At 72.5% G+C, this 16,823-nt stretch carries 20 protein-coding genes and 1 riboswitch; of the genes, 15 read left to right on the top strand and 5 right to left on the bottom strand.

Annotation, left to right across the window (positions count from 1 at the left end):
• Positions 1-46: 46 nt before the first annotated feature.
• The 9 genes from SJY07_RS02540 (at position 47) to SJY07_RS02500 (ending at position 5,804) form a co-directional block, all read left to right on the top strand.
• Positions 47-631, top strand: coding sequence for a CDP-alcohol phosphatidyltransferase family protein (locus SJY07_RS02540; protein ID WP_328295810.1), 585 nt, complete (start codon positions 47-49; stop codon positions 629-631).
• On the top strand, positions 628-1,482 hold the full coding sequence (locus tag SJY07_RS02535; protein ID WP_328295811.1) for a DUF881 domain-containing protein: 855 nt from the start codon (positions 628-630) through the stop codon (positions 1,480-1,482). Before SJY07_RS02540 ends, SJY07_RS02535 begins: the two co-directional genes overlap by 4 nt.
• A 70-nt stretch (positions 1,483-1,552) precedes the next feature.
• Positions 1,553-1,885, top strand: a complete 333-nt coding sequence (locus tag SJY07_RS02530; RefSeq protein WP_328295812.1) for a small basic family protein — start codon at positions 1,553-1,555, stop codon at positions 1,883-1,885.
• Positions 1,882-2,649, top strand: a complete 768-nt coding sequence (locus tag SJY07_RS02525; RefSeq protein ID WP_380156818.1) for a DUF881 domain-containing protein — start codon at positions 1,882-1,884, stop codon at positions 2,647-2,649. The genes SJY07_RS02530 and SJY07_RS02525 overlap by 4 nt, the downstream gene beginning before the upstream one ends.
• 41 nt (positions 2,650-2,690) lie before the next feature.
• Positions 2,691-3,074 carry a glycine cleavage system protein GcvH gene (gcvH, locus tag SJY07_RS02520; RefSeq protein ID WP_328295814.1) on the top strand — a complete coding sequence of 128 codons (384 nt, stop codon included), beginning with the start codon at positions 2,691-2,693 and terminating at the stop codon, positions 3,072-3,074.
• 309 nt (positions 3,075-3,383) lie between these two features.
• A complete protein-coding gene (locus tag SJY07_RS02515) occupies positions 3,384-3,800 on the top strand; it encodes an FHA domain-containing protein (RefSeq protein ID WP_380162111.1) in 417 nt (138 codons plus the stop codon).
• Positions 3,801-3,841: 41 nt separating this feature from the next.
• Positions 3,842-4,555 carry a MerR family transcriptional regulator gene (locus tag SJY07_RS02510; RefSeq protein WP_328295816.1) on the top strand — a complete coding sequence of 238 codons (714 nt, stop codon included), beginning with the start codon at positions 3,842-3,844 and terminating at the stop codon, positions 4,553-4,555.
• A 25-nt stretch (positions 4,556-4,580) separates the two neighbouring features.
• Positions 4,581-5,060, top strand: a complete 480-nt coding sequence (locus SJY07_RS02505; RefSeq protein ID WP_380156816.1) for a bifunctional nuclease family protein — start codon at positions 4,581-4,583, stop codon at positions 5,058-5,060.
• A 144-nt stretch (positions 5,061-5,204) separates the two neighbouring features.
• On the top strand, positions 5,205-5,804 hold the full coding sequence (locus SJY07_RS02500; protein WP_380156814.1) for a MerR family transcriptional regulator: 600 nt from the start codon (positions 5,205-5,207) through the stop codon (positions 5,802-5,804).
• Between the two features lie 82 nt (positions 5,805-5,886).
• Here SJY07_RS02500 and SJY07_RS02495 read toward each other — a convergent pair whose 3' ends face one another.
• A complete protein-coding gene (locus SJY07_RS02495) occupies positions 5,887-6,552 on the bottom strand; it encodes a hypothetical protein (RefSeq protein WP_328295818.1) in 666 nt (221 codons plus the stop codon).
• Between the two features lie 141 nt (positions 6,553-6,693).
• Positions 6,694-7,455 (bottom strand): ParA family protein, encoded by a 762-nt coding sequence (locus tag SJY07_RS02490; RefSeq protein ID WP_328295819.1) that lies wholly within the window; start codon positions 7,453-7,455, stop codon positions 6,694-6,696.
• Positions 7,456-7,515: 60 nt separating this feature from the next.
• Positions 7,516-7,617, top strand: a riboswitch (glycine riboswitch).
• 83 nt (positions 7,618-7,700) lie between these two features.
• Between SJY07_RS02490 and gcvP the strand changes: the two genes are divergently transcribed.
• From gcvP to SJY07_RS02460, 6 genes are all read left to right on the top strand, one after another.
• The gene (gene gcvP, locus SJY07_RS02485; protein WP_380156811.1) at positions 7,701-10,574 is read left to right on the top strand and encodes an aminomethyl-transferring glycine dehydrogenase; all 2,874 of its coding nucleotides are present in this window, start codon (positions 7,701-7,703) and stop codon (positions 10,572-10,574) included.
• Positions 10,575-10,764: 190 nt separating this feature from the next.
• Complete coding sequence (locus SJY07_RS02480) at positions 10,765-11,277, top strand: VanZ family protein (RefSeq protein WP_380156809.1); 513 nt, start codon at positions 10,765-10,767, stop codon at positions 11,275-11,277.
• 198 nt (positions 11,278-11,475) lie between these two features.
• A complete protein-coding gene (locus SJY07_RS02475) occupies positions 11,476-11,949 on the top strand; it encodes an NfeD family protein (protein ID WP_380162109.1) in 474 nt (157 codons plus the stop codon).
• On the top strand, positions 11,949-13,010 hold the full coding sequence (locus SJY07_RS02470; protein WP_380156807.1) for an SPFH domain-containing protein: 1,062 nt from the start codon (positions 11,949-11,951) through the stop codon (positions 13,008-13,010). The genes SJY07_RS02475 and SJY07_RS02470 overlap by 1 nt, the downstream gene beginning before the upstream one ends.
• Before the next feature lie 56 nt (positions 13,011-13,066).
• The gene (locus tag SJY07_RS02465; protein WP_380156805.1) at positions 13,067-14,581 is read left to right on the top strand and encodes a cryptochrome/photolyase family protein; all 1,515 of its coding nucleotides are present in this window, start codon (positions 13,067-13,069) and stop codon (positions 14,579-14,581) included.
• Positions 14,578-14,985: a PPOX class F420-dependent oxidoreductase gene (locus SJY07_RS02460; RefSeq protein ID WP_328295824.1), complete on the top strand. Its 408-nt coding sequence runs from the start codon at positions 14,578-14,580 to the stop codon at positions 14,983-14,985. The genes SJY07_RS02465 and SJY07_RS02460 overlap by 4 nt, the downstream gene beginning before the upstream one ends.
• Positions 14,986-15,018: 33 nt before the next feature.
• On the opposite strand, the gene SJY07_RS02455 is transcribed toward SJY07_RS02460, so the two are convergent.
• The 3 genes from SJY07_RS02455 to SJY07_RS02445 are packed head-to-tail and all read right to left on the bottom strand — an operon-like array spanning position 15,019 to position 16,820.
• Positions 15,019-15,735 (bottom strand): RibD family protein, encoded by a 717-nt coding sequence (locus tag SJY07_RS02455; protein ID WP_380156802.1) that lies wholly within the window; start codon positions 15,733-15,735, stop codon positions 15,019-15,021.
• 4 nt (positions 15,736-15,739) lie between these two features.
• Positions 15,740-16,390, bottom strand: coding sequence for a GTP cyclohydrolase II (gene ribA, locus SJY07_RS02450; RefSeq protein ID WP_380156800.1), 651 nt, complete (start codon positions 16,388-16,390; stop codon positions 15,740-15,742).
• A gap of 16 nt (positions 16,391-16,406) precedes the next feature.
• A complete protein-coding gene (locus tag SJY07_RS02445) occupies positions 16,407-16,820 on the bottom strand; it encodes a SufE family protein (RefSeq protein ID WP_380162107.1) in 414 nt (137 codons plus the stop codon).
• Positions 16,821-16,823: the final 3 nt, after the last annotated feature.

The following is a 16,823-nucleotide window of genomic DNA, read 5'->3' as shown; positions in this document are numbered from 1 at the left end:
GTGCGCGTGCGCGTACGGGACGACAGCGCGGGACGGGGTGGCAGAGGTGGCGACGGCGAGCGAGCAGGTCGTCAGCACGCGCGTCCTCACCGTCCCCAACGCGCTCAGCTTCCTGCGACTGCTCCTGGTCCCCGTCTTCGGTGTCCTCATCACGAACGGCCAGGACGGCTGGGCGCTGCTCGTGCTCGCGGTCAGCGGGGCCAGCGACTACCTCGACGGCAACCTGGCCCGACGCTGGAACCAGGTCACCCGCCTCGGGCAGGTCCTGGACCCCTTCGCCGACCGGCTCTACATCCTCACCACGTTGTTCGGACTGGCCTACCGCGGCCTGATCCCGTGGTGGCTGGTCGTCGTGCTCGTCGCCCGCGACGTCACGATGATCGTGACCCTGCCGTTCCTGGCGAAGCTCGGTCACAGCGCCCTGCCCGTCCACTTCCTCGGCAAGGCCGGCACGTTCTGCCTGCTCTACGCCTTCCCGCTCCTCCTCCTCGGCGAGGTCTCGCCGACGCTGTCGACGTACGCCGGCGCGCTCGGCTGGGCCTTCGCGCTGTGGGGCACCGGGTTGTACTGGTGGTCGGGGATCCTCTACGTCTCCCAGGTCGTCGGGTTGTGGCGCGCGCAACGCCGGTGAGTCCCCGCAGCGCCCGGCCGCAGGTGCCGCGCGACCCCGCGGCCAGCACGGCGCTGCTCACCGAGGTCATGACCCGCCCCCTGGACCCCGGCTACGCCGCGGCCGCCCGACGTCGCGCGGAGACGGGGGAGGAGCGCAGTCGCTCGGGGCGAGGCCTGACCTGGCTCGCGCTGCTGGTGATCGGTGGGCTGCTGGCCGTCGCCGGGGTGCGCGCCGCCGCGGCCGAACCCGCGGCCGACCGCGGCCGGCAGGCGCTCCTGCAGCGGATCGACGACAGCACCGGGCGTTCCGACCGGCTCACCGCGCAGGTCGCCCGCGCCCAGACCGACAACGCCGCGCTCGCCGCGCGGCTGGGCGGGGCACCCGCCGCCTCCGCCGACGCCCAGGCCGGCGGACTCGCCGTGGCCGCCGCCGCGACCGCCGTCACCGGCCCGGGGCTGCAGGTCGTGCTCGACGACGCGCGCGGCGACGACTCCGGCTCCACCACGACCTCGGGACGGGTCGTGGACCGCGACGTCCAGATCGTCGTCAACGGGTTGTGGCAGAACGGCGCCGAGGCCGTCGCGATCAACGGGCAGCGACTGAGTTCGCTGTCCTCGATCCGCGCGGCGGGGGAGGCCGTCCTCGTCGACTACCGCCCGTTGACCCCGCCGTACACGATCTCCGCCATCGGCGACCCCACGGCCCTGCAGACCGGCCTGGCGACGTCCGTCGCGGGTCGCTACCTGCAGGTGCTGCGCGACAACTACGGCATTTCCGCCGGCGTCGACACCCGCTCCGGCGACGACCCGATGACGTTGCCCGCCGCCCCCCGCCTCGACCTGCGCCTGGCCCACCCCTCCGTGCCGTGACCTCGCCGGGACTCCGGACCGGGCGCGCGGCGGCTCGGGGAAGGCGGTGGGGGAGGTAGCGTTCCGCGACGTGATCGCAGCCGTCGGACTCGTCGTCGGGATCGTCGTGGGTGTGCTCCTGCACCCCGAGGTCCCGGTGTCCCTGCAGCCCTACCTGCCGATCGCCGTGGTCGCCGCGCTCGACGCGGTGTTCGGCGGTCTGCGGGCGGTGCTCGACGGGATCTTCGACGACAAGGTGTTCGTCGTCTCCTTCCTGTCCAACGCCGTCGTCGCGGCCCTCATCGTCTACCTCGGCGACCAGCTCGGCGTCGGCTCGCAGCTGTCCACGGGGGTCGTCGTCGTGCTCGGGGTGCGCATCTTCTCCAACGCCGCCGCCATCCGCCGGCACCTGCTGAACGCGTGAGCGAGCCCGCGGCCCCGCGCCGCTCGCCGTGGCGACGGTTGTGGCGCGCGGGCCGGCCCCGCGCCACGCGCGCCCAGGTCCTGGCCGGGATCCTCTGCGCCGCGCTCGGCTTCGGATTCGTGGTGCAGGTGCGTCAGACGAGCACCTCGGGTCTGAGCGACCTGCGCGAGACCGACCTGGTCCGGATCCTGGACGACACCACCGAGCGGGGGGACCGCCTGCAGGAGGAGCTCGACAACCTCCAGGCGACCCGGCGTCAGCTCACCGAGGGGTCCGACTCCGCCCAGGCCGCCGCCCAGGCCGCCGAGCAGCGGGCCCAGGAGTACGGGCTGCTGGCCGGGACGCTGCCCGCGCACGGGCCCGGGATCGTCGCCACCATCACCGACCCCGACACCGCCGTGCGCTCGACCAACCTCATCCAGTTCGTCCAGGAGCTGCGCGACGCCGGCGCCGAGGCGATCCAGATCGGCAGCACCCGCGTGGTGGCCGAGACCGCCTTCACCGACACCACCGGAGCCGTCCTGGTCGACGGGGCGACCGAGCGCGCGCCCTACGTCGTGAGCGTGATCGGCGACCCCGACACCCTCTCCACCGCCCTCGACATCCCGGGCGGGGTGCGCGAGACGTTGCGCTCCGCCGGGGCGGACCTCGAGGTCCGCAACGCCGCCGGTGCCGACGGGGTGCAGGTGGACGCCTTGCACGCCGTCTCCGCGCCTCAGTACGCTCGCCCGGCGTCACCGGAACCCTCCGCCAGCACCGGCTGAGTCCCCGTCCGGCCGTCCCCACCAGAGGAGTCAGTTCCAGCATGTCGAACGTCCCCGCCGACCTCCGCTACACCAGCGAGCACGAATGGGTGCGCGTCGAGGCGGACGGCACCGTCCGGGTCGGCATCACCGACCACGCCCAGGACGCCCTCGGGGACGTCGTGTACGTCTCGCTGCCCGCCGAGGGCGAGACCGTCGCCGCCGGTGGCGCCTGCGGTGAGGTCGAGTCGACCAAGAGCGTCAGCGAGATCACCGCGCCCGTGTCCGGCACCGTCTCGGGGCACAACCCGGGGCTGGAGACGCGTCCCGACCTGGTGAACACCGACCCCTACGGCGACGGCTGGATGTTCACCATCACGCCGAGCGACGTGGCGCAGGTCGAGGGCCTGCTCGACGCGGAGGCCTACACCGCCCACGCGGGCTGAGCGCTCCGCCACCCGTGTCGACCCGGCGACCTGACCTGCCGGGTCGGCACGGCTAGGGTGATCCTGGAAGTTCCAAGCGTGACCGCTCGCGTGCAGGGAGTTGCCTGCCCCCGGGAGTCACGTGTTCTGCCAGCGTGAGAGGTGGTGTCGATGTCTGCGTCGGGCACGTCGTCGGACGACGGGTTGGCTGCGTCGGACGACGGGTTGGCTGCATCGTCGACCGACGGGGCAGGTGCGTCCTCGGAGGGCGGGACGACCCCTGCGTCGACCCCCCGGGGTGGCGCGGCCGAGCGGCCGGTGGACTCCACCATGTCCTTCGCCGGTCTGGTCGTCCCCGAGGTCCACGAGTCCGCGGAACGCGGTCTCACCAGTGACGACCAGGAGGCCATCGACGCCCTGCCGGCCGGATCGGCCCTGCTCGTCGTGCGGCGCGGTCCCAACGCGGGGTCCCGGTTCCTCCTGGACGCCGAGCGGACCTCCGCGGGCCGCCACCAGACCAGCGACATCTTCCTCGACGACGTGACGGTCTCGCGCAAGCACGCGGAGTTCCTCCGCGCGCCCGACCCGGCGACGGGTCCGGGGTTCCGGGTGCGCGACGTCGGCAGTCTCAACGGCACCTACGTCAACCGCGAGCGCATCGACGACGTGGTCCTCGCCGCCGGCGACGAGGTGCAGATCGGCAAGTACCGGATGGACTTCCACCCCAGCCCGCGAGGGGAGCAGTGAGCGCTGCCGGGGCGCGGTCCCTGGACCCGAGTCTGCCCAGGATGACGATCGGCGAGGTCCTCGCGATCCTCACGCCGGACTTCTCCGACGTCAGCATCTCCAAGATCCGCTTCCTCGAGGAGCAGGGCCTCGTCGAACCGGGCCGGACCCCCGCGGGGTACCGCAAGTTCTCCTCCGACGACGTCGACCGGTTGCGGTACGTGCTCTCCGCCCAACGCGACCACTACCTGCCGCTGAAGGTCATCCGGGAGAACCTCGAGGCCATGGACCGCGGCCTCGAGCCGCCGGAACAGCCCGGGGCGGCACCGCGCGTCCCCGAGGTCGTCGCGGCGGGCAGCGTCCCGGGGGCCGACCGGTTCGACGGCCACGCCGCCAACCTCCGGCTGACCCGGCTGGAGATCCTGCGCGAGTCCGGCGTCGACGCCGAGCTCCTCGACGCGCTCGAGGGGTTCGGCGTGCTCTCGCCCGCTCCCGGGGGCCCGTGGTACGACGGTGAGGCCCTGGAGGTGCTGCGCGCCGCGGCCTCGCTGGCGGCGCACGGCATCGAGGCCCGGCACCTGCGGATGTTCCGCACCGCCGCCGACCGTGAGATCGCCCTCGCGGAACAGGTCGCCGCGCCGCTGCAGCGCCTCGGGCAGCGAGGCGGTGGGGAGTCCGTCGACCGCGCCGACCAGGTCGTGCGGGAGATCGCGGCGGCCTGCCTGCGACTGCACACCGCGCTCGTCGCCGGCGCGCTCGGCCGCGGCGCGCGCTGAGCCGACGCCGGGGTACGGTGATCGGGTGCGCGCGCTCGATGTCATCGGCGTCAGAGTCGAGATGCCTTCCAACAACCCGATCGTGCTGCTGCGCGAACGGGACGGCGACCGGTACCTGCCCATCTGGATCGGGGCCCCCGAGGCGAGTGCCATCGCCTTCGCCCAGCAGGGTGTGGTCCCGCCCCGTCCGCTGACCCACGACCTGCTCAAGGACGTCATCGAGGCCGTCGGCCGACGTCTGGAAGAGGTCCGGATCGTGGCGGTCAAGGACAACGTCTACTTCGCGGAACTCGTCTTCGACGGTGGCCTCACGGTCAGCTCGCGGACGTCCGACGCGATCGCCCTCGCCCTGCGCGTGGGCTGCCCCATCGTGAGCGCCGACCAGGTGCTCGACTCCGGGGGCGTCCCGGTGCCGGACGAGGACGAGGACGAGGTGGAGAAGTTCCGCGAGTTCCTCGACCACATCTCGCCCGAGGACTTCGAAGCCGATTCGGGCGAGGCCTGAACCCGGGTTCTCCCGGGTCACGGAAAGGTCACGGTCTGCGGCGCGCCGCGCGCCTCGTTGACGCTCCGGGGGTGCTCTTCTACGGTCAGTATGCAGAACGCTTCCGGTCGGTCTTCGACGGGTGGCGATGACGAGGAGGCCGGCGTGAGCAGTGGCGATGCAGTCGCAGGGTCGTCGCGGAAGTCGACCCCACCAGTTCGTGCGCAGGGTCTGCTGTTCGCCGAGGACCTCCCCGACCTGGACGAAGAGGTCGGCTACCGCGGTCAGACGGCCTGCAAGGCCGCCGGCATCACCTACCGCCAGCTCGACTACTGGGCCCGCACCGGCCTGGTCGAACCGGGTGTGCGCGGTGCCTCCGGCTCCGGCTCGCAGCGTCTCTACGGGTTCCGCGACATCCTGGTCCTGAAGGTCGTCAAGCGACTGCTGGACACCGGCGTCTCGCTGCACCAGATCCGTTCGGCGGTCACCCACCTGCGTGAGCGTGGCGTCGACGACCTCGCCCAGATCACCCTCATGTCCGACGGCGCCAGCGTCTACGAGTGCACCTCGGCCGATGAAGTGATAGATCTCGTCCAAGGCGGTCAAGGCGTCTTCGGCATCGCCGTGGGCCGCGTATGGCGCGAGGTCGAGGGGGAGCTGGCCTCGCTGCCGAGCGAACGTCCCGCCGATCGCGAGCCCGGTCAGAGCGCCATGGTGCTGGCCGACGAGCTGTCCAAGCGTCGCGCCGCCCGCGAAGCCGGTTAGCCCCACCCCACGCACGACGAAGGCCGCGATCCCGCTGGGTTTCCCAGCGAGGTCGCGGCCTTCGTCGTGCGTGGGGTGGGGACTAGTCGAGGAGCTCGGCGCGGGGGAGGGCCTGCAGGGCGAAGGGGTCGGTCACCCAGTCGTGGGCGTCGGGCAGCCAGTGCACCGCGGCGAGCAGGGAGTCGGCCCAGGTGCTCAGCAGCTCGTCGAGACCGACGCGCCAGGAGTGCTGGTAGCCCTCGCCGTCCTCGGCCAGCACGATCTGCTCGACGACGGAGCGGCTGGAGCCCAGGCGCACGGCGATGAGTTCCTCGTCGCGGGCGAAGAGGGGCAGCAGGGCCGGCGGGGCGGTGAGGCCGGGACCCTGGCCGCTCGCGCGACGCACGGCCTCTTCCAGGGTCAGAGGAACCCAGCCACCGGGCCCCACCGTCGGAGCGCTCGTGCGGAAGGTGGTGCGGACGGGATCGACACCGTCGACCGCGCGCCACCAGGCCCGGGCACCGCGAGGGATCAGCAGGCCCATCTGGCGTTCCACCGCGTCGAGGTGCGCCTCGCCGACCCCGGGGCGCAGGTGGCTGGCGATGTCCGCCCCGCAACGCGTCCACTGGGCGCGCAACCGCGTGACGATGCCGGTGATCCGGTCGGCCTCCGGGTCCGGAGCGGGCACGTGCGGCGCTGCGGTCGCAACCGCCGCTCCGCGGACGGCGCGGACCACGCGGAGACGGTCGAGGGGTGTGTTGGGCGTCACGGAACCTCCTAGGGCCCGCGAAGAGCGCGGGGAAGAACGGGCGGCACCAGCGGGGACGAACCCGGGTAGACCGACTTGCTAGAAACTAGGCGTTCGTCGGCGTTCCCGCACCTCGGACGCGGTACGACCCCGCCCGGTTCCCTACGTCGTGCGGAGGATCCGGTCCAGCACCACGTCGAACTGCTCCGCGACGGTCTTCGCCGCCTTGGCCCGCAACGAGTGCAGCGGAACCCCCGCTCCCTGCGACTGCGGCACGGCCACCCGGTCCGGCAGCGGTTCCAGCACCAGGTCGCCGAACATGGCCTGCAGTTCCTCGTAGCGGAAGCGCTGTTCCCCCGAGCGCTGGGTGTAGCGGTTGACCAGGACCCCGACGACCTCCGGGGAGCTGCGCAGGGCACGGACCTCCCGGATCGTGCGGTCGACCGCCGCCACGGAGAAGCGGCTGGCGTCGGAGACCACGAGCACGGCGTCCGCCGCGCGCCACGCCGAACGCGTCAGCCCGTTGAGCGAGGGCGGGGTGTCCAGCAGGGCGAGGTCGTGGTCGTCGAGCTTGCCCAGGGCCCGGCGCAGCGACTTCAGCGTCTCCTCGTCGGCCCCGGGGGTGTCCAGACCCGCGGAGGCCGCGGAACCGGTGAGGACGTCGAGCAGTCCCGGGTGGTCGTCGACCCACCCGCTGGGCGCGACGGCGTCCTCGGCGACACGACGTCTCGGGGTCCGCAGCACGGCGGCGACGTCGTGGTCGCGGTGGGCGCTGACGTCGAGGCCGGACGTGGCGTCCGCCTGCGGGTCGAGGTCGACGACGAGGGTGCTGGTCCCGCGGTGGAGGGCGGCCGAGGCCAGCCCGAGGACGACGGACGTCTTGCCGACCCCACCCTTGGCACTGCAGACGGCGAGGGTGATCACGACGGTCAACCTATCTTCCCGGGATCCGGGATCCCGTCCCGTAGGATGGCGGCAGGCCGTTCAGCTCGTGTGGGAGAGACCCTGGTCGGGGAAGAGTCCGACCGCGGCGCCGAAGGGGCAACATCCCCGGAACCTCTCAGGCGGAAGGACCACGCGAGATCAGGCCGCTCTGAAGCACGTCCGCGCCCGCGCGGGTGGGTGACAGACGGGGAGGTACCTGCCCTCAGCGACCTCCGGAGCGTCCCATGACCTCACCCACGCCCGTCCGCAGCGACCTGCCCGAGTTCTCCCCGGAACCCGCCGCCCTGCCGTTCAGCGCCCGCCACATCGGCCCCGACGCCGCCGACGTCGCCCGGATGCTCGAGGTCGTCGGCCTCTCCTCCACCGAGGAACTCGTCGACCGCGCCGTCCCCGCCGGGATCCGCGACGGCGTCCTCGACCTGCCCGAGGCCCTCGACGAGACCGCCGTCACCGCGGCCCTGCGCGCGCTCGCCGGACGCAACCGGGTCGTCCCCTCGATGATCGGCCTCGGCTACTTCGGCACCCGCACCCCGGCCGTCGTGCGTCGCAACGTCCTCGAGGACCCGTCCTGGTACACGGCGTACACGCCGTACCAGCCCGAGATCTCCCAGGGCCGCCTCGAGGCGCTGCTGAACTTCCAGACCGCCGTCACCGACCTCACCGCCCTCGACGTCGCCAACGCCTCCCTGCTCGACGAGGCGACCGCCGCGGCCGAGGCCATGACCCTGGCCCGACGGACCTCCAAGGCCCCCGCCGGGGCCGTGTTCGCCGTCGACGCCGACGTCCTCCCGCAGACCCTCGCCGTGCTGCGCACCCGCGCCGTGCCGCTGGGCGTCGACCTCGTGAGCGTCGACCTCGACGCCGCGGACCCGCTGGCCGTGGTGGGCGAGCGCGGGGTGTTCGGGGTGCTCCTGCAGTACCCGGGGACCTCCGGCCGGGTCCGCGACCTCGCCGCCGTCGTCGCCGATGCCCACGCCCGCGGTGCGATCGCGATCACCGCGGCCGACCTGCTGGCGCTGACGCTGCTCGTCGCGCCGGGGGAGTTCGGCGTCGACGTCGCCGTCGGTTCCAGCCAGCGCTTCGGCGTCCCGATGGGTGCCGGTGGCCCGCACGCCGCCTACATGGCCGTCCGCAAGGGCCTCGAACGCTCCCTCCCCGGGCGCCTCGTCGGCGTCTCCGTCGACGCCGACGGCAACCGCGCGTACCGCCTCGCCCTGCAGACCCGCGAACAGCACATCCGCCGCGACAAGGCGACCTCCAACATCTGCACCGCCCAGGTCCTGCTGGCCGTGATGGCCGGCTGCTACGCCGTCTGGCACGGCCCGGAGGGTCTGCGCGCCATCGCCTCCCAGGTCGCGCGCCGCGCCGCCGCGCTCGCCGACGCCCTGCGCGCCGGCGGGGTCGAGGTCGTGCACGAGGCGTTCTTCGACACCGTCCTGGCCCGCGTGCCCGGCCGCGCGCAGGCCGTGGTCAGCGCCGCGCTCGAGGCGGGGGTGAACCTGCGCCTCGTCGACGCCGACCACGTCGGCCTGACCGTCGACGAGACCACCTCCGAGGCGCACGTCGCCGCGGCGCTGACCGGTTTCGGCCTGGCCCCGACGGAGGCGACCGCCGAGGCGGCGCTGCCCACCGCGCTGCGTCGCACCAGCGAGTTCCTGACCCACCCCGTCTTCGAGCGGCACCGCTCCGAGACGGCGATGCTGCGCTACCTGCGCACCCTCTCCGACGCCGACTACGCCCTCGACCGCGGCGCGATCCCGCTGGGCTCCTGCACCATGAAGCTCAACGCGACCACCGAACTCGAGCCGATCTCCTGGCCCGAGTTCGCCGACCTGCACCCCTACGCCCCGGCCGACCAGCTCGCCGGCACCGCCGAACTCGCCGCCGACCTCGAAGGCTGGCTCGCCGAGGTCACCGGCTACGACGCCGTCTCGTTGCAGCCCAACGCCGGGTCCCAGGGCGAGTTCGCCGGACTGCTGGCGATCCGCGCCTACCACCTCGCCCAGGGCCACGGTGAGCGCACGATCTGCCTCATCCCCTCCTCCGCCCACGGCACCAACGCCGCCAGTGCCGTGATGGCCGGGCTGAAGGTCGTCGTCGTCCGCTGCGACGACGCGGGCAACGTCGACCTCGACGACCTGCGCGCCAAGGTCGCCGAGCACGCCGACGACCTCGCCGCGCTGATGGTCACCTACCCCTCGACCCACGGCGTCTACGAGGAGTCCATCCGCGAGGTCTGCGGGCTCGTCCACGACGCCGGCGGCCAGGTCTACGTCGACGGCGCGAACCTCAACGCCCTCGTCGGCCTCGCCCGGCCCGGCAAGTTCGGGGCCGACGTCTCCCACCTGAACCTGCACAAGACGTTCTGCATCCCCCACGGCGGCGGCGGCCCCGGCGTCGGACCCGTCGCGGTCCGCTCCCACCTCGCCCCGTTCCTGCCCTCCACCGCCCCCGACGGCGACGGGGTCGGGATGGTCTCCGCCGCCCCGTACGGTTCCGCCGGGATCCTGCCCATCCCGTGGGCCTACCTGCGCCTCATGGGCCCCGACGGGCTGCGCGCCGCGACCGTCCAGGCCGTGCTCTCCGCCAACTACGTCGCCACCCGGCTGCAGGAGGCCTTCCCCGTCCTCTACCGCGGTCCCGGCGGGCTCGTCGCCCACGAGTGCATCCTCGACCTGCGCCCGATGACCAAGGCCACCGGTGTGACCGTCGACGACGTCGCCAAGCGCCTCATCGACCACGGGTTCCACGCCCCGACGATGTCGTTCCCCGTCGTCGGGACCCTCATGGTGGAACCCACCGAGAGCGAGGACCTCGCCGAACTCGACCGGTTCTGCGACGCGATGCTCGCCATCGCCGCCGAGGTCCAGGACATCGCCGACGGGCGCTGGGCCGTCGAGGAATCGCCGCTGCGCCACGCCCCGCACACCGCGGTGTCCCTCGTCGGGGAGTGGAACCACCCCTACTCCCGCGAGGAAGCGGTGTACCCCAACGGGATGAACCCCCGCTCGAAGTACTGGCCCCCCGTCCGCCGCATCGACGGAGCCGCCGGCGACCGGAACCTCGTCTGCTCCTGCCCGCCGCTGTCTGAGTACTGAGGTCTCAAGCCCGCGGGGTCGGGGCGGGCGGACCGCGCGGGACAGGTGCGCCGGATACTCCGTTCGCGCGAGCGGGTGCACCTCGTTGGTCTGGGTGCACCGGCGCTCACTTCGGACATCCGGCGCACCTGTCCCGCCCGGACCGCCCTCCGTGCATCAGGAGCGGCTCGACCAGAGGTAGGGGAGCGGTGTGGGCTGGTTGCCGACGTTGCTGGTCGAGCACTCCGCGCTGGTGCCGCTCGGGGTGCTGGTCGTCGTGGTGGGGTCCGGCGCGCTGGGCTGGGTGGGCCGGAAGAGCCCACGCGTGCTGGGTTGGCTGGTCGGCCTCACGTTGCTGGGGGTCCTGGCGGTCACCCTGGCGCCCGACGACCGGGGGCGGGTGCACGAGGTCACGTGCGAGGTGGGGGTCGACTTCCCGTCGTGGGGGAGCAGCGAACTGCTGGCCAACGTCGCCCTGTTCGTGCCGGTGACGGTGTTCGCCGTGGTGCGGTTCCGGCGCCCGGTCATCGTCGGTCTCGGTGGGATCGTGCTGTCCGCGGCGATCGAGGGCACCCAGGCGCTCGCCGTCGTCCTCGGCCGCTCCTGCACCACCAGCGACTGGGCCATGAACACCGCCGGCACGGTGCTGGGCGTCGGAGTCGGGGCAGCCCTCCTCGTGCTGGACCGCACCCGTGCGGGTCGTGCAGGAGTCGCACCCAGGTGAGGTTGAAGGGTCGCCAGGGAGTGCTGTCCTCGGACGTCCGAAGTGAGCGCTGGTGCAGTCGACGTGAGTGGGTGCACCTGCTCGCGCGAACGGAGTGTCCGAGGACAGCACTCCCTGACGCCCCGGACGAGAACCCGCCCGGGTCCCGGCCCAGCCCCACCCCGGGTTGGTAGGGTCCCCGGCGAGGGGGTGATCACGATGGAGTTCCTGGACGCGTTGCTGGACCGCAGCTGGTTGCTGTGGGTCGCGGCGGCCCTGGTCCTGGGGATCCTCGAGATCACCGCCATCGACCTCGTCTTCGCGATGCTCGCGGGCGGGGCGGTGGCGGGGGCGATCGCCGACGCGGTGGGGCTGTCGTTCGTCCCGCAGGTCCTCATCGCGGCCGTCGTGGCCGGGTTGCTGCTGGCGACGATCCGGCCCGTCCTGCTGCGGCGCCTGCGGATGCCGCCGACGGGTACCACCAACTCGGCCGCCCTCGTCGGGCGCTCGGCGATCGTCCTCGAACCGGTCACCCTCCGCGGGGGCCTGGTGAAACTCGTCGGGGAGACGTGGTCGGCGCGCTCGACCGGTCCGACGTTCGCCGCGGGTGACGACGTCGTCGTCACCGCGATCGACGGGGCCACCGCGGTCGTGGGGCCGCTCGCACCACTCAGTACCACCGAGGAGAACTGATGGACAACGTCGTCACCCTTGTCGTGCTCGTGCTCGTCGTCGTGTTCGTGGTGACGGTGATCGCCCGCACGATCCGGATCGTCCCGCAGGCCACGGCCGTCATCGTGGAACGGCTCGGCCGGTACTCGCGGACGCTGGAGGCGGGGCTGAACATCCTGGTCCCCTTCATCGACAAGGTGCGGGCCAACGTCGACCTGCGCGAGCAGGTCGTCTCGTTCCCGCCGCAGCCGGTCATCACCTCCGACAACCTCGTCGTGAGCATCGACACCGTCATCTACTACCAGCCGACCGACCCGAAGTCCGCGACGTACGAGATCGCGAACTACATCCAGGGCATCGAGCAGCTCACCGTCACCACGCTGCGCAACGTCATCGGGTCCCTCGACCTCGAGCAGACCCTGACGAGTCGCGACCAGATCAACGGTCAGCTGCGCGGGGTCCTCGACGAGGCGACGGGCCGGTGGGGGATCCGCGTGAACCGCGTGGAGCTCAAGGCGATCGACCCGCCCGCCAGCGTGCAGGACTCGATGGAGAAGCAGATGCGCGCCGAACGGGACAAGCGCGCCGCGATCCTCACGGCCGAGGGTTTCAAGCAGTCGCAGATCCTGACGGCCGAGGGTGAGAAGCAGTCCTCGATCCTGCGGGCCGAGGGTTCCGCCCAGGCCGCGATCCTCGAGTCGCAGGGGCAGGCGAAGGCGATCACCCAGGTGTTCGACGCCATCCACCGCGGCGACCCGGATCCGAAGCTGTTGGCCTACCAGTACCTGCAGATGCTCCCGAAGATCGCCGACGGCAGCTCGAACAAGCTGTGGATCGTGCCGAGCGAGCTGAACGACGCCCTCAAGGGTTTCGGGAACATGTTCACCGCCCACGGCGGTGACTCCTCGGGTTCCGACGGGTCCCGAGCGGCCCGTCCCGCCGCCCCGGAGCCGACGACGGGTTTCGACGAGGTCGTCCTCGAGGACCCCGCGCAGGCGTTGAAGCGGGCCCGTGAGGAGGCCGCGGGGGCGGCCCGCGACGCCGAGGGCGTCACCCGGGAGACGCACCTCCCGGGGAACTGACGGGTCCCGCCCCGCTTCGGCGTGCCGAGCGGGCGTCGCTCTCCCAGAGTGGACGCGTGGACGTCGCCGCGCAGGAACTGCCCGACCGCTCGCCGGACACCCGGCGGTGGTTGTTCGCCGATCAGCTCGGCCCGCACTTCCTCGACGCTCCGGGGCAACCGGTGCTGCTCGTCGAGTCCACCGAGGTGTTCCGGCGTGCCCGCTACCACCGGCGCAAGGCGCACCTGATCCTCTCCGCGTTGCGGCACCGCGCCGCGGAACTCGGCGACCAGGCGGTGTTCGTCCGGTCGGGCACCTACCGCGACGGACTCGCGGCGTCGGGGGAGCCGGTGAGCGTCTGCGACCCCACGTCCTACCGTTCCCGCCGCTTCGTCCGGCGGGTGCCCGACCTCGAGGTGCTCGCCTCCCGGGGTTTCGTGGTCTCCGAGCGGCAGTTCGCCGGGTGGGCCGACCGGCGGGGCGGGAAGCGGCTCCTCATGGAGGACTTCTACCGCGACGTCCGTCGCCAGCACGGGTTGTTGATGGACGGCGCCGAACCGGTCGGCGGTTCGTGGAACTACGACCACGACAACCGCGAGGCGCCGCCGAAGCAGGCGACGCTCGACGTCCGCGAACCCTGGTGGCCCACGGAGGACGCGATCGACGACGAGGTGCGCGCCGACCTGGACCGGATGGTGCGCGACGACGGCGTCGAGTTCAGCGGCAACGACGGGCCGCGCCGGTTCGCGGTGACCCGCCGGGAGGCGCTGAGCGCGCTCCGCCGGTTCCTGTCCGAGCGGTTGGAGCAGTTCGGCGTCTACGAGGACGCCATGCTCGCGGCCGACCCGTGGATGGCGCACTCGATGCTCTCCGTCCCGTTGAACCTCGGCCTCCTCGACCCGGTCGAGGTGGCCCGCCGGGCGGAGGAGCACGGCCGGGAGCACCAGGTCCGGCTGGCCTCGGTGGAGGGTTTCGTGCGTCAGGTCGTGGGCTGGCGCTCCTACACCTGGCACCTGTACTGGCACCTGGGGGAGGACTACAAGGGCCGCAACGCGATGGGGGCGACGTCACCGCTTCCGGACTGGTTCGCCGACCTCGACGCCGACGCGGTGGAGGCGAACTGCCTGCACCACGTCCTGGCCGGCGTCCGCGACGAGGGCTGGGCCCACCACATCCCGCGGCTCATGGTGCTGGGCAACTGGGGTCTGCAGCGCGGCTACCGGCCGGCGGAACTCGCCGACTGGTTCTGGCGGAACTTCGTCGACGGCTACGACTGGGTCATGACGACGAACGTCGTCGGGATGTCCCAGCACGCCGACCACGGTGTCCTCGCCACCAAGCCGTACGCCTCGGGCGGCGCGTACATCGACCGGATGAGCGACTTCTGCGGGGGTTGTCGCTACGATCCCAAGGTCCGGGTGGGCGAGGACGCCTGCCCGTTCACCGCGGGGTACTGGAACTTCCTGGCCGGCCACCGGGAGGAACTGGGAGGCAACCGGCGCATGTCCCGGGCACTGGGGGGCCTGGACCGGTTGCGGGACCTCGACGGTGTGCTCCACCAGGAGGCCGAGAGAGGTAGTGGTCCACCGTGACCGACGTCCAGCGAGCGACGGAACTGCTGGGGAAGTCCTCCTACGTGCTCCTCACCACGTCCCGTCGTGACGGGCGCCTCGTGCCGACGCCGGTGTGGGCGGCGCCGTACGGCGACGGTCGCCTCGTCCTGGTCACCCAGGACACCACGGGGAAGGTCAAGCGCCTGCGCCGGGAACCTCAGGTGCTCCTCGCTCCCTGCAGCAACCGCGGGAAACCCTACGGTCGTCCGGTGCGCGGCACGGCGGAGCTGCTCGGGCCGGAGGAACTGCCCGAGGTGGAGAGGGTCCTCGCGGCCAAGTACGGCCTCCAGTTCCAGCTGTTCACCCGGGTCGAAGGGTTCATGCAGCGCCGCGGACGCATGCAGGGCGAACGGGTGGGGGTCGTCCTCACCGTCACCGACTGATGCCCGGCGCCGCGGTCCTTGCCCGACCACCGCTCAGGCGCGGAGGTCGAGTTCGAAGCAGACGTCGTCACCGAGGAGGTGGCGACGGGCGGGTGGGCGCAGGCAGTCGGTGAGGGGTTCGACGTCGGGCAACGAGATCCCCCGCCGGCCGCCGCGGCCGACGACGAGCGGGGCGACCGTGAGGTAGAGCCGGTCGACCAGCCCGGCCGCGACCCAGTCGCTGACCGTGGCTCCGCCGCCCTCGACGAGGATCCGGCGCAACCCCTGCTCCCGCAGGGTCTTCAGGACGGTCCGGGGCGAACGGGCCGGCTCGCCGACCAGGTGGACCGTGGTGGGGTCCCGCAGGACCCCGCGGTCGAGCAGCGTTCCGCGCGGGTCGAGGACGACCCGCACCGGGTTCGGCCCCTCGACGGCCCGCACGGTCAGCTGCGGGTCGTCGGTGTGGACGGTGCCGGGCCCGACGACGACGGCGTCGACCAGTGCGCGCAACCGGTGCAGGTGTTCGCGGTCGGCCTCGCCGGTGACGAAGTGCGAGTCGCCCGAGGCGGTCGCGATGCAGCCGTCAAGGCTCTGTCCGAGCTGGGCGACGACGCCGGTGCGCCCCGCGAGCAGCAGCGGTGCGTAGCGGTCGACGAGGTCGCCGCCGGAGCGTTCCTGCAGTCCCGCCCCGACGAGGACCGGGTCGTCCTCGCGCGCCAGGCGCAGCAGGGTGTCCCAGTCGCCGAGGCGGACTGGTGCGTCGATGCTCACCGGGTCAGCTCACACCGGGGAGGCGGTGGCCCATCCGGTCGCGCTTGGTCCGCAGGTACCGGACGTTGTCGAGGGTCTGGGCGACGGGCAGGTCCCGACGGCGCAGCACGGGGACACCGTGGGTCTCCAGCGCCGCGACCTTCACCGGGTTGTGGGTCATCAGCTCCACGTCGTGGACGCCGAGGTCGCGCAGGACCGCGACGGCCCCGGCGTAGTCGCGGGAGTCGACGGGCAGACCGAGGTCGAGGTTGGCCTCGACCGTGTCGCGACCCTGCTCCTGCAACGCGTAGGCCGCGATCTTCTCGGCGAGCCCGATGCCGCGCCCCTCCTGACCACGCAGGTAGAGCACGACCCCCCGACCCTCCGCGGTGACGGCCTCCAGTGCGGCGTGCAGCTGCGGACCGCAGTCGCAGCGCAGTGAGCCGAGCACGTCGCCCGTCAGGCACTCCGAGTGCATCCGAACCAGGACGTCGTGCCCGTCGCCGATGTCGCCGGCGACGAGCGCGAGGTGCTCGATCCCGTCGGCCTGGCGGTAGGCGACGGCGCGGAAGGTGCCGAAGGTCGTGGGCAGTCGTGCTTCGGAGATCCGCGTCACCGGTAGGGCACGGTTGTCCTCCGCCAGCAGCTCGTGGCTCGACTCCTGGGTGTACGTCACGTCCTCGTCCCTCTCCTCAGGCGACGGTGGCGACGCGCACCTGGCGCTTCACCCGCGCCAGCATCCCCGTCATCCCCCGCATCCGCAGCGGGCTGACGGCTCGGTCGAGCCCCAGCCGGGAACACACGTCACCCGGCAGGTCGAGCACCACCGCCGCGGGCAGGCCGTCCAGACCTTCCTGCAGCACCCCCGCGAAACCGCGCGTGGTCGGCGCCTCGGGTGGCGCCGAGACGTGCAGGTGCACGGCGTCGGCGTCGTCGACCTCGACGGTGATGAAGACGGGTGACTGGCACTCGTCCACCCGCTCCATCTTCTCGAGGTGCCCCTCGAACTGCGGGGGCAGCGGCTTCAGGCCCTGGCTGAACTCGAGCAGCAGTTGCAGCCGCTCGCGATCGGGCAGCGCCTGGAAGTCCTCGACGATCTCGGCCATCGG

It is taken from the genome of Kineococcus sp. R86509 (assembly GCF_042466365.1).
Taxonomy (GTDB): domain Bacteria; phylum Actinomycetota; class Actinomycetes; order Actinomycetales; family Kineococcaceae; genus Kineococcus.
The sequence above is the reverse complement of the archived record's forward strand: the minus strand, read 5'-3'. Positions and strand labels throughout refer to the sequence as shown.

Bases quoted from the DNA above. Each gene is read 5' to 3' on its own strand.
- gcvH (WP_328295814.1), top strand. From the start codon at position 2,691: ATGTCGAACGTCCCCGCCGACCTCCGCTACACCAGCGAGCACGAATGG.
- SJY07_RS02515 (WP_380162111.1), top strand. From the start codon at position 3,384: ATGTCCTTCGCCGGTCTGGTCGTCCCCGAGGTCCACGAGTCCGCGGAA.
- SJY07_RS02510 (WP_328295816.1), top strand. From the start codon at position 3,842: ATGACGATCGGCGAGGTCCTCGCGATCCTCACGCCGGACTTCTCCGAC.
- gcvP (WP_380156811.1), top strand. From the start codon at position 7,701: ATGACCTCACCCACGCCCGTCCGCAGCGACCTGCCCGAGTTCTCCCCG.
- SJY07_RS02475 (WP_380162109.1), top strand. From the start codon at position 11,476: ATGGAGTTCCTGGACGCGTTGCTGGACCGCAGCTGGTTGCTGTGGGTC.
- SJY07_RS02470 (WP_380156807.1), top strand. From the start codon at position 11,949: ATGGACAACGTCGTCACCCTTGTCGTGCTCGTGCTCGTCGTCGTGTTC.
- SJY07_RS02445 (WP_380162107.1), bottom strand. From the start codon at position 16,820: ATGGCCGAGATCGTCGAGGACTTCCAGGCGCTGCCCGATCGCGAGCGG.